Annotated in this window: 18 protein-coding genes; 5 read left to right on the top strand and 13 right to left on the bottom strand. The window is 62.8% G+C overall.

Annotation, left to right across the window (positions count from 1 at the left end; all coding sequences use genetic code 11):
- Positions 1–48 precede the first annotated feature (48 nt).
- Entirely contained in the window at positions 49–213 is a 165-nt protein-coding gene (locus LB524_RS22085) for a hypothetical protein (RefSeq protein WP_224530100.1), read from the bottom strand.
- 325 nt (positions 214–538) lie between these two features.
- Complete coding sequence (locus tag LB524_RS22080; RefSeq protein ID WP_015315994.1) at positions 539–916, bottom strand: flagellar export protein FliJ; 378 nt, start codon at positions 914–916, stop codon at positions 539–541.
- Positions 917–1,366: 450 nt separating this feature from the next.
- On the opposite strand from LB524_RS22080, the gene ctrA reads away from it, so the two are divergent.
- Positions 1,367–2,062, top strand: coding sequence for a response regulator transcription factor CtrA (gene ctrA, locus LB524_RS22075; RefSeq protein ID WP_006203583.1), 696 nt, complete (start codon positions 1,367–1,369; stop codon positions 2,060–2,062).
- Between the two features lie 122 nt (positions 2,063–2,184).
- On the opposite strand, the gene LB524_RS22070 is transcribed toward ctrA, so the two are convergent.
- Together LB524_RS22070 and chpT are read right to left on the bottom strand one after the other, a co-directional pair.
- Entirely contained in the window at positions 2,185–2,553 is a 369-nt protein-coding gene (locus LB524_RS22070) for a PleD family two-component system response regulator (RefSeq protein WP_015315995.1), read from the bottom strand.
- A gap of 247 nt (positions 2,554–2,800) precedes the next feature.
- Positions 2,801–3,430 carry a histidine phosphotransferase ChpT gene (gene chpT / locus LB524_RS22065; protein WP_015315996.1) on the bottom strand — a complete coding sequence of 210 codons (630 nt, stop codon included), beginning with the start codon at positions 3,428–3,430 and terminating at the stop codon, positions 2,801–2,803.
- A 385-nt stretch (positions 3,431–3,815) separates the two neighbouring features.
- Between chpT and LB524_RS22060 the strand changes: the two genes are divergently transcribed.
- Both LB524_RS22060 and LB524_RS22055 read left to right on the top strand, forming a co-directional pair.
- Entirely contained in the window at positions 3,816–4,352 is a 537-nt protein-coding gene (locus LB524_RS22060; RefSeq protein ID WP_224530344.1) for a DUF1134 domain-containing protein, read from the top strand.
- A 156-nt stretch (positions 4,353–4,508) separates the two neighbouring features.
- Entirely contained in the window at positions 4,509–5,663 is a 1,155-nt protein-coding gene (locus LB524_RS22055) for a hypothetical protein (RefSeq protein ID WP_141906214.1), read from the top strand.
- 46 nt (positions 5,664–5,709) lie between these two features.
- On the opposite strand, the gene LB524_RS22050 is transcribed toward LB524_RS22055, so the two are convergent.
- The 5 genes from LB524_RS22050 to LB524_RS22030 all read right to left on the bottom strand — a co-directional run bounded on the left by LB524_RS22050 (position 5,710) and on the right by LB524_RS22030 (position 9,365).
- Positions 5,710–6,504, bottom strand: coding sequence for a TrmH family RNA methyltransferase (locus LB524_RS22050; protein WP_224530099.1), 795 nt, complete (start codon positions 6,502–6,504; stop codon positions 5,710–5,712).
- A 101-nt stretch (positions 6,505–6,605) separates the two neighbouring features.
- Complete coding sequence (locus tag LB524_RS22045) at positions 6,606–6,950, bottom strand: ArsR/SmtB family transcription factor (protein ID WP_015316000.1); 345 nt, start codon at positions 6,948–6,950, stop codon at positions 6,606–6,608.
- 171 nt (positions 6,951–7,121) lie between these two features.
- Positions 7,122–7,883 carry a HugZ family protein gene (locus tag LB524_RS22040; RefSeq protein WP_224530098.1) on the bottom strand — a complete coding sequence of 254 codons (762 nt, stop codon included), beginning with the start codon at positions 7,881–7,883 and terminating at the stop codon, positions 7,122–7,124.
- Positions 7,884–7,994: 111 nt separating this feature from the next.
- The gene (locus tag LB524_RS22035; RefSeq protein WP_015316002.1) at positions 7,995–8,756 is read right to left on the bottom strand and encodes a 3-hydroxyacyl-CoA dehydrogenase; all 762 of its coding nucleotides are present in this window, start codon (positions 8,754–8,756) and stop codon (positions 7,995–7,997) included.
- A gap of 84 nt (positions 8,757–8,840) precedes the next feature.
- Positions 8,841–9,365: a GNAT family N-acetyltransferase gene (locus LB524_RS22030; RefSeq protein WP_015316003.1), complete on the bottom strand. Its 525-nt coding sequence runs from the start codon at positions 9,363–9,365 to the stop codon at positions 8,841–8,843.
- Positions 9,366–9,632: 267 nt separating this feature from the next.
- On the opposite strand from LB524_RS22030, the gene LB524_RS22025 reads away from it, so the two are divergent.
- Complete coding sequence (locus LB524_RS22025) at positions 9,633–10,625, top strand: glutathione S-transferase family protein (protein ID WP_015316004.1); 993 nt, start codon at positions 9,633–9,635, stop codon at positions 10,623–10,625.
- On the opposite strand, the gene LB524_RS22020 is transcribed toward LB524_RS22025, so the two are convergent.
- A complete protein-coding gene (locus LB524_RS22020; RefSeq protein ID WP_015316005.1) occupies positions 10,626–11,123 on the bottom strand; it encodes an NUDIX domain-containing protein in 498 nt (165 codons plus the stop codon). It abuts the gene before it with no gap.
- Positions 11,124–11,176: 53 nt separating this feature from the next.
- On the opposite strand from LB524_RS22020, the gene LB524_RS22015 reads away from it, so the two are divergent.
- Positions 11,177–12,106 (top strand): metallophosphoesterase family protein, encoded by a 930-nt coding sequence (locus LB524_RS22015; protein WP_015316006.1) that lies wholly within the window; start codon positions 11,177–11,179, stop codon positions 12,104–12,106.
- Here the strand turns inward: LB524_RS22015 and LB524_RS22010 are convergent.
- From LB524_RS22010 to LB524_RS22000, 3 genes are all read right to left on the bottom strand, one after another.
- Positions 12,090–12,704 carry a hypothetical protein gene (locus tag LB524_RS22010; RefSeq protein ID WP_015316007.1) on the bottom strand — a complete coding sequence of 205 codons (615 nt, stop codon included), beginning with the start codon at positions 12,702–12,704 and terminating at the stop codon, positions 12,090–12,092. The genes LB524_RS22015 and LB524_RS22010 overlap by 17 nt on opposite strands.
- A 109-nt stretch (positions 12,705–12,813) precedes the next feature.
- Positions 12,814–13,614, bottom strand: a complete 801-nt coding sequence (locus LB524_RS22005) for an alpha/beta fold hydrolase (protein WP_015316008.1) — start codon at positions 13,612–13,614, stop codon at positions 12,814–12,816.
- A 238-nt stretch (positions 13,615–13,852) separates the two neighbouring features.
- On the bottom strand, positions 13,853–15,628 hold the full coding sequence (locus tag LB524_RS22000; protein WP_224530097.1) for a tetratricopeptide repeat protein: 1,776 nt from the start codon (positions 15,626–15,628) through the stop codon (positions 13,853–13,855).
- Positions 15,629–15,868: the final 240 nt, after the last annotated feature.

Below are 15,868 nucleotides of genomic sequence, written 5' to 3'. Positions count from 1 at the left end.
ACAAGCAAGGGCGCGGCATGCCGCGCCCTTTGCTTTCAGTGTCGCCGCTCAGACCGTCAGCGCTACCTTGCCGATCGGCTTGGTTGCGAGAAAGGCGTCGGCGGCTCCCGCCTGGTCGAGTGGAAAAGTCCTGGCCACATGGACGGCAGGCTTTTGCGCGTCGATCAACCCGGCGAGCGCGAGCAGGCCCTCGCGGTCGGGCACCACCGACATGCGCTCGACCCTGATATTGCGCGAACTGGCGTAGGCGCGCTGCGCAAAGGCTGGCTGCGCAATGGCGCGCTTGCCACGCGTCGAACATGAACTGACCGAACTCGGCCATAACCTGGCCGGACTGCTTGCCCAGATCAGATCACGGGCGGAGCAGCTGCGCCTGATATTGGGGATGCCCGGGCGAGGGCCAGCGCCAAAAAGGAGGATTGGGCGGCGTAGGTCTTGCGTGCCAGCAGCGCTTCCGCGGCAGCTTGCTGTTGCCGGTTCGAGCTGTCGCCTGACAGGGCGCGCGCTTGTGCGCCAAATAGCGCCGATGTCGGCCGACTCAGCCGATCATGGCGCTGCGGCCGCCAGTTTCGGTCTCGCGAACCTTGGTATCGCGCGATTCCAGCATCTCAGCCTTGGAAAGCTCCGCTTCAGCTTCGCCGAGTAATGATTCGGCGGCGCTTCGCTGCTGGGCGAGGTCGCCTTGCGAGTTCCTGAGATTGTCGCGGCGCAGGCGCGCCGCCTTGGCGAAGGTCGGATAGGCGAAATGATTGATATCTGTGATGCCGGCTTTCTTTTCCTCGGCGGTGATCTGAAGCTCCAATTCGACGGCCATGCGCTCGAACTCGGCGATCATCGTGTCGAGCTGCAGCAGCTGGCGCCGCTTCTCATTCACCTGAAATTGCTTCAGCCGAACGAGGTTTTCACGTGACTTCATGATTCGGTACTCCCGGAAACGCACACCCGCACATATCGTCCAAACCACCTGGAAAGGTCCAAGCGCTGCCCGTATCCACCGGCTTTCCCCGCACTATGGGAAACAAAACCCTAAAGTTTTTTGCCGACGGTAACCATTCGTTTACGGGCATTGTTAATCATACGGGTCAGGGCTTAAGGCCGGGTAAAAATTCCGGCCGCCGAAGCGAAGCCGCGTCGATGAGGCCCTGGAGTCACTTAGTCCGGGTTATTAATGTGTTGCATTAGGAATTTTGGTCTGTGATTCGTCATTAGATTCAAGAGGGTGTAGAAAGAGGTTAAAAAATCTGATACCGTATTGGACGGGAAATTAGGTTTTGTTAACCATTCGATGGCAGCCTCTGCACAAGGCAACCACTGCTCCGGGACAGGACGGTCGTGAAATGGTCCGGCGGCAGAAAAGGGGAATGAAATGCGTGTTCTGCTGATAGAAGATGACAGTGCAACCGCACAAAGCATCGAGCTGATGCTGAAATCGGAAAGTTTCAACGTCTATACGACAGACCTCGGCGAAGAGGGTGTCGATCTGGGCAAGCTCTACGACTACGACATCATCCTTCTCGATCTCAACCTGCCGGACATGTCCGGCTACGAGGTCTTGAGAACGCTTCGCCTCTCCAAGGTAAAGACGCCCATCCTCATCCTCTCCGGCATGGCCGGCATCGAGGACAAGGTACGCGGCCTCGGCTTCGGCGCCGACGACTACATGACCAAGCCGTTCCACAAGGACGAGCTGGTGGCGCGCATCCACGCCATCGTGCGCCGCTCGAAGGGACACGCCCAGTCGGTCATCACCACCGGTGACCTGGTGGTCAACCTCGACGCCAAGACCGTCGAAGTCGGCGGCCAGCGCGTGCACCTCACCGGCAAGGAATACCAGATGCTGGAGCTGCTCTCGCTGCGCAAGGGCACCACGCTCACCAAGGAAATGTTCCTCAACCACCTCTATGGCGGCATGGACGAGCCGGAATTGAAGATCATCGACGTCTTCATCTGCAAGCTGCGCAAGAAGCTCGACGCCGCGTCCGGGGGCCAGAACTACATCGAGACTGTCTGGGGCCGCGGCTATGTGCTGCGCGAACCGGAAGATATCCGCGTCAGCGCCTGAGCGCAGTCGGCAGCGCACTTCTAAAAAACCCGGCTTGGCCGGGTTTTTTGCATTGTGGAGCAATTATTTGTTTTTGTGCGACACGACAGACCACCGCGCGGTTTGCCTGGAACGGCTTCCGTTCAGGCAGCGATTTTCAAGGCGCGAAAACGTTCGAGCAGTTGCGGGCGATTGAAGGGCTTCAACAGATAGCCCTGGGCGCCGGCGCGCTTGGCTCGCATGATCGACGCGATATCGAGTTCGACCAGCGAGATCAGGATCTGCGGCCGGATCGGGCTTTCCATGGCGCGCACGCGCCGGATGAGGTCGACCGCCTGCATATCCGGCAAGGCGCCGTCGATGACGATGATGTCGGGCATGTCGGCGGCGCACATCTCCAGTGCGTCAAGCCCGCTGGCCGCCTCGATGACCATCATGTCGGAACCGCCCAGGATGCGTTTTGCAACCTTCCTGATGACGCTTGAATCGTCGACGAACATGCAGCGTTTCATTTCCGCGTCCTCTTTGCCCTTGGGCGATCCGGTCGTGCGGGGCATCTACGGTGCAGCCTAGACTGATCTGGTAAAGAAGCCGAAAAGCCGTTAGGTAAAATTTTTGCAAAGATACCGTTCGGCGGGTTTTTCCTTGTGGATGCTTCGGTGTCGACGAGCGGGCAAAGATCATCGCGCCGCGATTGCGGCGTCAATGAAATATTTCAGATTGAAATACTTTGTTTGGTCGCGCCGCCGGCGCCGACTTTCAGGCCACTGAAAGAACGATTTCTTCAGGCGTCGCGTGGATCGAAATCGTCATGTTGGCCTCGCGGGCCAACAGCAGCGTGTAATAAGGTTGCACCGAATGCGCGTCGATCGGCTCTTCCGGCTTGTGGCCGGAATGCAGTTCGAGGAATTTCGGCGGCACACGCAGCATCGGCCCGCTTGCCGAAAGCGAAAAACGCGGCTCGGTTTCGAGATTCTCGAGCGTCACGACCAGCTTGCCGCCGCGCGGAATGGCGGCGTTGGCGACCAGCAGCAGGTTGAGCAGCAGCTTGACCTTGTTCTTGGGCAGCAGCGCGCGGGTTCCATTCCAGACCAATTCCGGCTTTTCGTTCTTGAGGAAGGCGATGGCGACGGCCTCGGCATCTCCGGTGTCGATCATCATGCCCGCAGAGCCGGCCGCGCCAAAGGCGATGCGGGCGAACTGCAAACGCGCCGAAGCGTTTTTTGCACTCTGGCGGATGAGCCGCATGGCGTCTTCGTCGGCGCCGCCCTCGTCGAGCAGTTCAAGCCCGTTGTTGATCGCGCCGACCGGCGAGATGATGTCGTGGCAGACGCGGCTGCATAAAAGTGCCGCCAGGTCGGGAGCGGTAAGGGTGAACAGATCGGCCATCGGCGAAATCCCTGCAAAATCTTCCATTTGACGGCCGAGCGATCGATCCTCGCGCCTGCCCGCACGAATCACGCTTCAACCCAAGGCTTTCTGAATACACAGCGCTCGTGCGTGCAGCAACAAATCCAAAATTGTCGTCATGGCATATGGCGCGTTCACGCAGGCTGCGTGTCCCCTCGAGCGGCCAAGAGCCTTCGAACCGCCATCTTCATGTGGGAGTTTAATGGTTGAAAAAGGATTACGGCATAGTTTGCCCCTAACAGTCATCCTTAACGGCCGCCTAAAGAGCCGTACGGATGCGAGGCGTCGGCGAAAGTGCTTCATGACGGAGATTGGAAGCATGTTTTCCCGAATCTATGACCGGAGTTTTCTCCGTGTCCTCTCAATGGCGATCGCGCTCATGGGCGTTCTCGTCTTCTCGACATCGCCCCTGCGGGCGCAGGAGTACACCGCTCAGGAGATTGTCGATTCCGGCCACAAGTTCTTCGGCGCGACGTCGGGCGGGTTGGCCACCGTCGTGGAGAAGATTTTCGCCTCCTACGGTCTGCCCAATGGCTACCTGCTTGGGGAGGAGGGATCCGGTGCGCTGATCGGCGGCCTGACCTATGGCGAAGGCACGCTCTACACCAAGAATGCCGGCGATCACAAAGTGTTCTGGCAAGGCCCGTCGCTGGGCTGGGATTTCGGCGGCGAGGGGTCACGCGTGATGATGCTGGTCTACAATCTCGACGATGTCGGCAACCTCTACAATCGCTATGGCGGCGTCGCCGGTTCGGCCTATGTGGTGGCGGGTGTCGGCTTCAACGTGCTGAAGAACAACAATGTGCTGCTGGTGCCGATCCGTACCGGCGTCGGCGCCCGGCTCGGCGTCAATCTGGGCTACCTGAAACTGACCGAGCGGGCGACCTGGAATCCGTTCTGATCCGGCCGATATGAGCGAATCACGGACGGTTCGACCGGATTCCTCAACCGACGACCCGAATGGGCCGCGGCAAGCCCTTGCCGCGGTGCCGGATTTCCGCCATGCCAAGATGGCACGGTCCAGCCTTCCAAGTTGTCGTCGATAACGGGTAGTCCTTTGGTTCAGTCGGTCCTGTTCTTTGCCCTCGGCTTTCTCTGTGCCGGCTTTCTGGCGCTGATGGTGGCTCCCGCCGTCTGGCGGCGTGCCGTCGCACTGACCCGCAGGCGCATCGAGGCCTCCATTCCGCTGACGCAAGCCGAGATCCAGGCCGACAAGGACCGGATCCGGGCCGAATACGCCATGACGACGCGGCGCCTCGAAATCAACGTCAAGACGCTGCGCGAGAAGGCGGCCGAACAACTCGTCGAGATCAATCGCGGCCGCGAGGCGCTGAAGGCGCTGGCGGTCGAGCGCACGGACAAGGACCACGCGCTCGCCGAACTCGGCGCCAAGAACGAAGCGCTTCGACAGCGCGAAGAGGAACTGCATCAGCTTTCGGAGCGGCTCAAGGAAACCGAACGAAAGCTGGAAAGGCGGGCGCTCGATCTCGAGAAGCTGGAGCACATGTATGACGACGCCAGTTTTGCCTCCAGCAGCCGCCAGATCGAACTCGTGGCCCGCGAATCCGAATTGCAGAAGCTTGCCAGCGATATCGTGCTGCTGCGCGGCCAGCGCAAGGAAGCGGATCGGCGCAGCCAGGAGATCGTGGCCGAAAGCAAGGCCGCGCGCGATGCCCTGAAGGCCGAGAAGAAAAGGGCCGCTGAACTCGACAAGAAGGTCCAGCGGCTGCTCGCAACGCTCGCCGACCGTGAGGACAAGCTTGATCGGCGGGAAAAGGAATTGGCGCGGTTGCGGGAAAAATCGAAAACCGAGGACGGCGCACCGGCCCTGCGGCTGGTCGGCAAGCCAGATGAGCCGGCCCGGCACGAGGAGGCCGGCAAGCGCGACGATTTGGACCGGGCGATTGCCAAGCTTGACGGCGACCGCGAACGGCTGGAGGCCAGGCTGACGGCGCTGGCGCGCGAGAACAAGCGCCTCAAGGCGGATCTCGGCGCCGCGGCATCGTCGGGTTTGACGAACGGCAATGGTGCCGCGCTGCGCGAGCAGATGAATGAGCTGGCGGCGGAGGTGGTCCACCTGACGGCCAAGCTCGAAGGCCCCGATTCACCAATCGCCAAGGCGCTCGCCGCGCCGCAGGACAATCGCTCTGCCGGCAACGACCGCAGCCTCGCCGATCGCGTGCGCGCCTTGCAGAAAGCAGAAGCCAACTGACGCCGTGCAGGCTGACGCTTTCGCCGTGTCCTGGCTCACATGATCGTCAGCGCGAGAAATGATGCAGGGCAATGGCCGAGGCGGCAGCGACGTTCAAGCTGTCGAAGCCCTTCGACATGGTGATCCGCACGGTTTGCAGGCGGGCAAGCAGGCTTTCGGGCAGGCCTTCGCCCTCGGTGCCGAGATAGAGTGCCAGCCGCTCGCCGCGCCGTGCATCGCGTATGTCGATCCGGCCGCGCGGTGACAATGCGAACTGGTCATAGCCCCGGCGGTCGAGCTCCGCGGTGAAGCCCGCGGTGTCGGTGAAGGACGCAAAAGGGATATTGAGCGCGGCGCCGACCGAAACCCGGATCGCCTTGCGGTACAGCGGATCACAGCATGTCCCGTCCATCAGCACCGCATTGGCGCCGAAAGCGGCGGCGTTGCGGAAGATCGAACCCATATTGTCGTGGTTGGCGATGCCGACAGGCACGACGATCAGGGCTTGAGCGGGCAAGGCATCCAGCAATGACCCGGCCGGATGCGGCGTCTCCTTGCGGCCGATGGCCAGGATGCCGCGGTGCATGTGGAATCCGGCAATCGCGTCCATCACCCCGCTGGCGACGACGTAGACCGGCAGGTCCGCCTGCGCCTTGCGCAGCACCTCCTCCAGGCCGCCAAGCCGGTTTTCCAGGATCAGGATGGATTCGGCGGTGAAGCGGCTCGACGACAAAAGCAGGTCGAGCACCACTTTGCCCTCGGCGACGAAGCGGCCTTGCCGGCCCGCCAGATCGCGCTCGCGAATATCGAGATAGGCTGCGACGCGCGGATCGCGTGGATCGTCGATGCGAATTGGGTCCATGTCCCGCTCAACAATCGAAAGCGCGGTCCGTGCGCCGGGAAAGACACACCAACCGCGCTCCGGAAATCGTCAGCGAGGTAAACGACCGCGGCAGCGTCCGGTCAAGTCCCGGCGCGGCGCAACCTCTGCGCCATTTGGGACAGATCCTCCTTGCCGCCGCCGAAAATGCCTTCCAGCATGGCGAGCAGTTCGCGCACGGCATCGGATTTGCAGGAATAGTAGATCATCTGGCGATCGCGGCGGGTGTCCACGAGGTCCAGCGCCCGCAACTTGGCCAAATGCTGCGAGAGGGCGGATTGGCTAAGCATCACCTTTTCGGCGATGGCGCCGACCGACATTTCGCCGTCGATCAGATAGCTCATGATCAACAGCCGTTTTTCGTTGCCCATCAGCATCAGAAATTCGGCAGCTGATTCGGCGTTGGCGATTAGCTTTGTCGAGACCATTGATGCCCCATGCTGTTTGCTCATCGAGGCGCCATGGGGGCAATGGCGCCTGAATCCATAAATTCACGTGTGAAGGTGCCGACGAGTCAGCACCACACCTAAAGCCTAGAACATTTCTTTCAAATCTCAAGCGTTGCTTTTGATCAAATGCAATTTAATCTCGCTTTGCGCCTAGGATGCCGCCCTGGCGGCCCTCGCCATTTCAACCAAAACGGGACGCAATTCCTGCGAATTTGCCAGTGGTTGTGGGAAGAATACCCGGCAAACATCGTCCCCGGACACCAGATCCATGCCATCGGCGTCCAGCCCGGCGATGCTCCAGCCAGCACCTGGCGCCTTGGCAAAATGATGGGCGTAGTTGGCGATCGCGTCGAGATGGTCCGCATTCATGTGCTCGACGGCTGACTGTTCGCTCGCCGCGAGCTCTTCGACAATCGGCCCGGCGGTGACCAGATCGGCCCGGTCGAGCAGATAGGCCTTGCCGAAGCCGCCGTTGAGACTGGCGCGCTGCGGCTCGAGGCGAAAGATTGAGAAGTCGCCGAGCCCGGCATAGAGGCTCGCCTTGGGATTGCGGTTGAGATAGCGGCGCGCGGCGCGAGCTTGGGCCTGCGAGCCGCGCTCCAGCCGCGAGGCCTGGCAGGCCAGCGTCAGCCGCGGATGCGCCAGCGGATCGCCTTTGCCGGGCTCCCCGAGCAGAAGGGAACAGCGGGGATCGGCAAGCAGGGCCGACGTGTGCGCCGCGAGCATCGACACCAGGATGAGCGGTGCGCCGTCAATGTCGGTGGCGACGCCGACCCGGCTCGCCAGCGGCGCCCCGGTCCCCGGTTCCAGCACCGCCAGGGCGCCGAAACGGGCACTGCGCAGAAGCGTTTTCGCCAGGCGGATCGCCTCGGCGTCGGTCTCGCGGATGACATCCTTCTTTCGATCGTCCAAGGTTTCTCGCCCTGCCAAGTTGATTTCCTATTCCACTTGTCAGCCGATGATGCCGGACTTGGCAAGGGGAGGTGCCCGCGCAAACCGCTTCGCGGCTTGGGGCGACACGCCTTACTTCGGCGCCATGCGGATGGCGCCGTCGAGGCGGATGGTCTCGCCGTTCAGCATCTGGTTTTCGACGATGTGCAGGGCAAGCGCGGCATATTCGGATGGTTCGCCGAGGCGCGACGGGAAAGGCACGGCGGCGCCCAGCGAATCCTGCACCTCCTGCGGCATGCCGGCCATCATCGGCGTCTTGAAGATGCCGGGCGCGATGGTGCAGACCCGAATGCCGGATCGGGCGAGATCGCGCGCCACCGGCAGCGTCATGCCGACGACACCGCCCTTCGAAGCCGAATAGGCCGCCTGGCCGATCTGGCCGTCATAGGCGGCGACCGAAGCGGTGTTGACGATGACGCCGCGCTCGCCGCCCCGCAGCGGCTCGAGTTTCGCGGCGCGGTCGGCGACCAGGCGGATCATGTTGAACGTGCCGATCAGATTGACCTCGATCACCCTGCGGTACTGGTCGAGCGGATGCGGTCCATCCTTGCCGATCGTCTTCACGCCGATGGCGATGCCGGCGCAATTGACCAGGATGCGCGGCTCGCCCAGCTTGGCGGCAGCCTCGGCCAGGGCGGCGACGGCACTGTCGGCACTCGCGACGTCGCACTGGACGGCGATGCCGCCGATCTCGGCCGCGACCTTGGCCGCGCGCTCGATGCCGACATCGAAGATGGCAACGTTGGCTCCCTTGGCGGCAAGCGCACGAGCGGTTGCCTCGCCAAGGCCGGAGCCGCCGCCGGTCACGATTGCTATCTGGCCGCTGGGATTCATGGCGTCATCCTTCCCGTGAGAATGGGCTTGCTATCAAACAGGGACGGATCAGGCCCGGATTGAAGGGCCGGGTCAAGCCATCGCCTAGACGTGCTCGGCGGCCCTGGCCTGGCTGGCGTGACCGACCTCGCCGGAAAGCCTGGCAACCGCGCCGGGCGTGATCTCGTGCGACAAAAGGCGGTCGAGGTCGACAGGCCTAGGCATCGAAATCTGACCACGGGGGATGCGCTTGAAGCCGAGCGGCCCGTAATAAGGTTCGTCGCCAACCAGGATGACGGCCGGCGCGCCAGCCTTGGCGGCCGCCTCCAGCGCGATCGCTACCAGCCGGCGGCCGATGCCGAGGTTCTTGAAGGCCGGCCGTACCGCGAGTGGCCCAAGCATCAGCGCCCGGCCGGCCCCCGCCGCTATGCGGGTCATGCGCACCGAGGCGACGACGAGGTCGCCGTCGACCGCGACAAAGGACAGGGCGCGCTCGTGGCCGCCGGCCTCGCGGATCTTGTAGGCGGCCAGCACGAAACGGCCGGGGCCGAAGGCCTCGTCGTTAATGGCTTCGATTTGAGGGTCATGCGCCGGAGTTTCCGGCAGGTATTTCACGTCGGCAAGGCTCATGGTCTTTGCGTTCCGGTAGAGGAGGAAAGATTGCTGCAAACGGCAGCATTCGCCAGTCAGCGCTTCATCAAGCGCGGGCGCCCTTTCGTCGTCGGTCAAACCGGATCAAAGCAAAGTCGAACATGCGGAGTGTCCGCTAGCATCAATTTTGCGCCGCCGCAATCGACCCGTTCGCTGGCACTACCGATTGACGATCTGTTCAGCCCTGGATGCTTTCCGCCTTGCCGCATCGCGCCCTACATGACGGGAAACCCGAAAGGACAATTCATGGGATTGCTCGTCGACGGCAAATGGCAGGATCGCTGGTACGACACGAAGAACAGTGGCGGCAAGTTCGTGCGGGCGCAGTCGCAATGGCGCGACTGGATCACGCACGACGGCAAACCCGCCGAAGGCCGCAGTCGCGGCTTCAAGGCGGAGCCCGGCCGCTATCACCTTTACATCTCACTCGCCTGTCCCTGGGCGCACCGGACGCTGATTTTTCGCACGCTGAAGAGGCTGGAAGGCATCATTTCCGTCTCGGTGGTTCACCATTTCATGGGCGCGGACGGTTGGACGTTTCTCGCCGAGGACGGCGCCACCGGCGACACGCTCTATGGTCTCGACTTCCTGCACCAGATCTACACCAAGGCCGATCCTGCCTATTCAGGCCGGGTGACGGTGCCGGTGCTGTGGGACAAGAAGGAACAGACGATCGTCTCCAACGAATCCTCCGAGATCATCCGGATGCTCAATTCGGCCTTCGACGAATGGGGCGACGCCAGCTTCGACTTCTACCCCGAGGCCTTGCGCGGCGAGATCGACGCGATCAACGGGCTGGTCTATCCCGCCGTCAACAATGGCGTCTATCGAGCCGGTTTCGCCACCACGCAAGCGGCCTATGAGGAGGCGTTCGGCGCGCTGTTTTCGGCGCTCGATACTCTGGAACATCGCCTTTCCAGGCAGCGCTACCTAGTGGGTGATCGCATCACCGAGGCCGACTGGCGGCTGTTCACCACCCTGGTGCGCTTTGACCCGGTCTATGTCGGACACTTCAAGTGCAACCTGCGCCGCATCGCCGACTATTCGAACCTGTCGAACTATCTGCGCGACCTCTATAGCGTGCCTGGCGTCGCCGGGACCGTGAACCTGCGCCACATCAAGGCGCATTATTACGGCAGCCACGATACCATCAACCCGACCCGGATCGTGCCGGTCGGGCCGACGCTCGACTATGGCGCGCCGCATGATCGGGCGCGGTTCGGAAGGGCTGCTGCCTGACTACCAATAGGGCGATGCTGGCACGTTGGCGAAAATTTCGGCGATCCGCCGCAGCGTTGCCGGCGTCGTGCCCTCCGGCAGGCGATCGAGCGGGAAAAAGCCGGCCTCGGCGATTTCATGGTCTGGCAGTTTCGGTGCGGTGCGGCTGAAATGCTCGACGAGGTAGAAGCCGACATGGTCGCGCCGGCTGGCACGGCGGTTGAAATGCATCGATTTGAGAATCGGCGCGTCCGTGATCTGGATGTTGCCTTCCTCGTAAAGTTCGCGCGCCAGCGCTTCGGCCATCGTCTCGCCGACCTCGACGCCGCCGCCGGGAAGCTGCCAACCGGGCACATAGGTATGGCGGATGAGGAAGACGGAATTGGTGGCGGCATCGTGGATCAGGCCGCGCACACCGAGCGTCATCGGCCGCCGCAGCACGAAATAGAGATGGAACAGCCGGGCCCTCAAACCCGCCCAGCCGGTCTGGCGGAACGGAGCCTCCTCGTCGCTCGCCATCAGTAGCGAAACCGTGGGTGGAAAGGGGCGCGCACGTCGCCTATGAAGGAGGGATGTTCAGGCTCGCGCATATTTCCGATGTCCATCTGGGGCCGCTGCCCGATGTATCCTATCGCGATCTCGCCTCCAAGCGCGTGCTCGGTTATGTCAACTGGCAGCGCAACCGCCGCCGCCACATGCACGACGCCGTCATCGACTCCATCGTCGCCGATATCAAGGCGCAAAATCCGGACCATCTCGCCGTCACCGGCGACCTCGTCAACCTGGCCCTCGACGGTGAGATCGAGATGGCCAAACACTGGCTGGAGACGTTGGGGCCACCGCATGACGTTTCGGTGGTGCCGGGAAACCATGATGCCTATGTGCCCGGCGCCTTCGACAAGGTCTGCCGGTCGTGGGCGGCGTGGATGAGCGGAGACGGTGTCAACACGCCGGTCGACCGCAATGCCTTCCCGTATCTGCGCGTGCGCGGCAATATCGCGCTGATCGGGGTTTCGACGGCGCGCGCCACGGCGCCCTTCATGGCCAATGGTTTTTTCATGGAGGGGCAGGCGGCTCGGCTCGGCAAGATACTCGAGAGCACGGCGAAGCAAGGGCTATTCCGCGCGATCATGATCCATCATCCGCCCCTGCGGGGCGCTGTCTCCCAGCACAAGCGGCTGTTCGGCATCGCCCGCTTCCACAAAATCGTCCGCCGCCATGGCGCGGAGCTTGTGCTGCACGGCCATTCGCATCTGCCGTCGCTGTTCCAGATTGGGCTTCGCGGTGCAAAGATCCCGGTCGTCGGGGTCGCCGCCGCCGGCCAGGCGCCGGGCGGCAATCACCCGGCAGCACAGTACAATCTGTTCGACATCGACGGCGAAAAGGGTAACTGGCGTATCCACCTGACGCGGCGGGGTCTGACCGGACCGTCAATACCGCCTTCCGATCTGCAGAGCCTGGAACTCGGGGTCGAGCCCGGCGAGGCTATGGCCGCCAGTTGAGAACCATGGCCGAGATGCGGTCCCACAGCAGCGCGGCCGACACCGCCAGACCAACCAGCGCGCCGGCGGCGACCAGCCCAAGCCCCGACAGGAAGGCCGACCAGCCCTTGCCTTGCGTCGATGCTCGCAGCGGTGGCTCGGCTTCCGCGACCTCGGCGCGTTTCATGCCGGCGACCGCCGGCTCGACGCCACCTTCCATCATCCTCTGGCGCTCGACGATGCGCTCGGCCACATAACGCGTCACGGAATCGGCGACCAGCTTCATCTCGGTCGACTCGGCAAGCACGACCCGGCCAATGCGTGTATCCTTGAGGAAGCGGTAGGTGCGACGGTCGCGTCCCATCGCGACATGGCTGACGGCGTCGATCCACAGGCGCGGCTGCAGCCCCGAGGAGACGACAAAGTCGAAATTGTCCATGTCGGCTGGAACGTCGGCGAAGATGGGCGCGAGGTCCGCGGCCAACAGGTCCAGGCGCATGCGGTGCGCCTCACGCATGTCGACGACGACATCGTCGCGGTCAGCGAAGGCATTCTTCACATCACGGATGGCATCGGACAGTTTCTTTGACGGATCGATCTTCTCGCCTGCGTCCTTCATCGGCGTGGCCTCGCGGGTTTGGTTAACAGGCAGTTAACACAGCCGAAGGCAAAATGCACTCGCGAGATCAAGACGGCAAGGGCGCCCGCTCGGTGCCGCGCGGGACGTCTCAGCCGGTCGCGGCGAGTTTCGGGCGCAAGGGCCTGGCGCGGCGGTTCATGTTGCGCTGGATGATCGTGGCGACCAGATCGGGCGCCTCCTCGATCAGCATATGGCCAGCCTCCAGCACGTGGTGCACGTGAAATCGCGCGGGCAGACCATCCATTTGGGTAACGGGTAGCATCGGGTCATTGCTCCCCCATACCACCATCACCGGCATGGCCAGTGTGTCCAACCGGTCGTGCGGGATGACGCCCTGCCGGTCGTCGCTGGTCATGGCGGCAGCAATCTCGATGAGTTGCTCCACCTGGCCGGGTCGCCCGCGCATGTCGCGAATGGTATCCACGGTGCGGTCGACGGGGCGCGTCAGCGGTCCCGACATCGCGCTTAGGCACGCCCGGATGTCGGAGGGGTCCCTTGCGGCGGCAAAGCGGCGCAACAGCGGGCCATTGATCTCGGGGCCGAAGCCGCCCGGCGCCAGAAGTGTCAGCGAGGCCACCCTCTCGGGTTCGGCCAGTGCCATCAGCGTCGCCACCGCGCCGCCCATCGAGTGGCCCACCAGATGAACGCGCTTCACCGATCGCGCGGCGAGATCGGTCAGGACGGCCCTTGCCGCCACCTTGGCCGGGCCGGCGCCGGGGAAATCGAGCGACAGCCCGTGCCCCGGCAAGTCATAAGCGAGTGTGCGCACCGCAGGCGACAGCGACGGGATCACTTCGTGCCAGACACCGTGGCAGCCGCCAAAACCATGCAGCAGGGCGATGGCCTTCGAGCCAGCACCCTGTTCGGTGGCGTGAAGCGATGCGATCATTGAAATGTGAAAGCTTATTACGGGACGGGAAGATTACGGGACGGGAAGATGGGAATGCGGCTGGATTGCTCCTTGTCCAGCACGATGGCCAGTAAAATTTTCGCGACGACTGGCGGTTGCGCTCTCTCGACCTTGCGAAGTCGCCTGACAAAGCCGACAAATCCGTCGTATCGGGGGTTTGCCACCTACTTTAGGGAGCCAACAATTCGGTTGGTCCAAACAACCCGTTGGTGAGACGTCAGCTCGCGTTGCCGAGGCCCGCCGCGCGCAGGGCCCCAACCAGCCGCTCGGTCAGATCGGGCGGATATTTCCGGTCGATGAAGGTCGCGCGCGGATCGGCGGTGAATTTCGGAAATTTGGCGGTCAACTCGTCGAGCAGCTTGCGCGCCAGATTGTCCTGGCCGGCGATCTTGGCACCGATCAGCCGGGCTGCAAGATAGTGCGATTTGGTTGCGGTTGTTCTCAAAGAGGAACTGGCGATGGCGGCCTTGTTCGTGTCGCCAAGCATGAGTTCGCCGGCGAAAAGTCCGAAATCCCACCATGTCGGATGACCGCTGGAGGCGTCCACCGCCTGGGCCAGGATCGGCGTCCCCTCGGCATACCTGCCAGCGAAAATCAACCCATAGCCGTAAGCTGCGGCCATGGCGAGATCGTAGGGATTGAGGTCATAGGCCTTGCGCATCCAGCGCAGCGCCTCGTCAGCGTTGCCAAGACGCGAATTGATGTAGCCGTAGGAGCGATGCGCATAAGGACTGGTCGGTCCCATCTGCACGGCGCGATGGGCAAATGTCATCGCCTTCTCGATCGTGGCATCCGGCGGATAGGCGTAGTGGTCGTTCACGGCCTCCAGGTGCAGCGAGGCGAGTTCCGAATAGACCAGCGGTGACTTGGTGCCGCGTTCGGCGAGGGTTTCGAGGCAGCGATAGGCGGCCTCGTGGGTCCTGGCGTTCTGGTCGAGATAATATTTGTCGTTGAGCGTCAGGCATTGCGTGAGGACGGTCTGAATACCGCTCTGTTCGAGATAGCTGTAGATCGTGCCGGAAGCGGGAAGAGCGGACGTCAAGATGCCGGCTATACGGTTCTCGACAGCGGTCGGTGCGCTGTCGGCGGCGGTCAGGTTGCGCGACAAAAGCACCCGTCCGGTCGCCACGCTCTGCAGTTCAATCGTGATTTCGCCCGTATCCGGCCCAGGCAGAATATCGAAGATGAAGCTTGTGGCATTGGTGGCCGGATCGGTCGTGGCGACCGCGTCGCGACCGATGAAGTCGATCGTATCGAAACCGCTCAGGCCGGCGCGCAGCGATGCGGCGACACGGCTGGCATCCGTGCCACTGGCCTTGACGGCGATGTAGACGAGCGGCAAGGCCTCGCTGGCGGGAGACGGCTCGATGCTGCCGGTGAGGCCTGCGGTCTCGAGCGTGGCCGCAAGGTCGCCGCCTGCCAGCAGCGCACCGCTGCCCTGACGCAGGATCAGAACACCAAGCATGGCGATGACGACGGCGATCGCCATCCAGAAGAATCTGAGGTGACGTGCCACCGACGGCGCTGGCGCAACCATCGGTGCCAGTAAGGCAGGGGCCGCAATGGCACTCTCGGCAGTGCCGCGTTGCGCCGATGGAGCCGCCGCCGCTCCCGTCTGGATGGCGAGTTCGGCCGTCTCAGGCAAGCGGATCGCATTGAGCTCGTAGGCCGGGACATAGCCGCCGCGCGGAATGGCTATGCGGACAGGCTCGGCAACACCTTCATTGGCGAAATATTGCTGCAGCAAGTCGCGCAGCCGGCCGGCCTGAACCCGCACCACCGCATCGGTCGAAGGATCGAAATCGCCGTCCTTGCCGAAGACATCCATGGCGATGGAAAAGCCCTTGAGCCTGTCGGCTTCGCCTGCCTGTTCGCGCTCGACAAGATAACGCAACAGCTTGCGTGCCCGTTCGGATCTTCCGAACGTTTCGCTGGCAAGCAGTCGCTCCAATGTTTCGCGCACTGCGGGGGCGGCAGGCGTGGCATGCTGCAAGTGTCGATCCTCTCGAAGTCGGCACAGGTTAAGGCACGGATCATATAATGCCCGCACCGCCATACAAGTATACACCCATTATGCGATCGCGTACCCCACCGGATATTTTCCCGGTGGTTAATGAGCCGCGCGCGACAGGATAGCCAGGATGCCGGAGCAATCCTTATTGAACCCCATGGATGCCAAGACCTTGTTCAGGCCCGAAGGATGGCGGCGCGAGAGCCAATCCCGGCTCTCGCG

The sequence above is a fragment of the Mesorhizobium sp. ESP6-5 genome, assembly GCF_020164695.1.
GTDB lineage: Bacteria > Pseudomonadota > Alphaproteobacteria > Rhizobiales > Rhizobiaceae > Mesorhizobium > Mesorhizobium australicum.
This window is presented reverse-complemented; position numbering and strand designations above follow the sequence as displayed.

Coding starts and splice junctions, on each gene's coding strand:
- LB524_RS22085 (WP_224530100.1), bottom strand. CDS start 213: ATGTCGGTGGTGCCCGACCGCGAGGGCCTGCTCGCGCTCGCCGGGTTG.
- LB524_RS22080 (WP_015315994.1), bottom strand. CDS start 916: ATGAAGTCACGTGAAAACCTCGTTCGGCTGAAGCAATTTCAGGTGAAT.
- ctrA (WP_006203583.1), top strand. CDS start 1,367: ATGCGTGTTCTGCTGATAGAAGATGACAGTGCAACCGCACAAAGCATC.
- LB524_RS22070 (WP_015315995.1), bottom strand. CDS start 2,553: ATGAAACGCTGCATGTTCGTCGACGATTCAAGCGTCATCAGGAAGGTT.
- chpT (WP_015315996.1), bottom strand. CDS start 3,430: ATGGCCGATCTGTTCACCCTTACCGCTCCCGACCTGGCGGCACTTTTA.
- LB524_RS22060 (WP_224530344.1), top strand. CDS start 3,816: ATGGCGATCGCGCTCATGGGCGTTCTCGTCTTCTCGACATCGCCCCTG.
- LB524_RS22050 (WP_224530099.1), bottom strand. CDS start 6,504: ATGGACCCAATTCGCATCGACGATCCACGCGATCCGCGCGTCGCAGCC.
- LB524_RS22045 (WP_015316000.1), bottom strand. CDS start 6,950: ATGGTCTCGACAAAGCTAATCGCCAACGCCGAATCAGCTGCCGAATTT.
- LB524_RS22035 (WP_015316002.1), bottom strand. CDS start 8,756: ATGAATCCCAGCGGCCAGATAGCAATCGTGACCGGCGGCGGCTCCGGC.
- LB524_RS22030 (WP_015316003.1), bottom strand. CDS start 9,365: ATGAGCCTTGCCGACGTGAAATACCTGCCGGAAACTCCGGCGCATGAC.
- LB524_RS22025 (WP_015316004.1), top strand. CDS start 9,633: ATGGGATTGCTCGTCGACGGCAAATGGCAGGATCGCTGGTACGACACG.
- LB524_RS22020 (WP_015316005.1), bottom strand. CDS start 11,123: ATGGCGAGCGACGAGGAGGCTCCGTTCCGCCAGACCGGCTGGGCGGGT.
- LB524_RS22015 (WP_015316006.1), top strand. CDS start 11,177: ATGTTCAGGCTCGCGCATATTTCCGATGTCCATCTGGGGCCGCTGCCC.
- LB524_RS22010 (WP_015316007.1), bottom strand. CDS start 12,704: ATGAAGGACGCAGGCGAGAAGATCGATCCGTCAAAGAAACTGTCCGAT.
- LB524_RS22005 (WP_015316008.1), bottom strand. CDS start 13,614: ATGATCGCATCGCTTCACGCCACCGAACAGGGTGCTGGCTCGAAGGCC.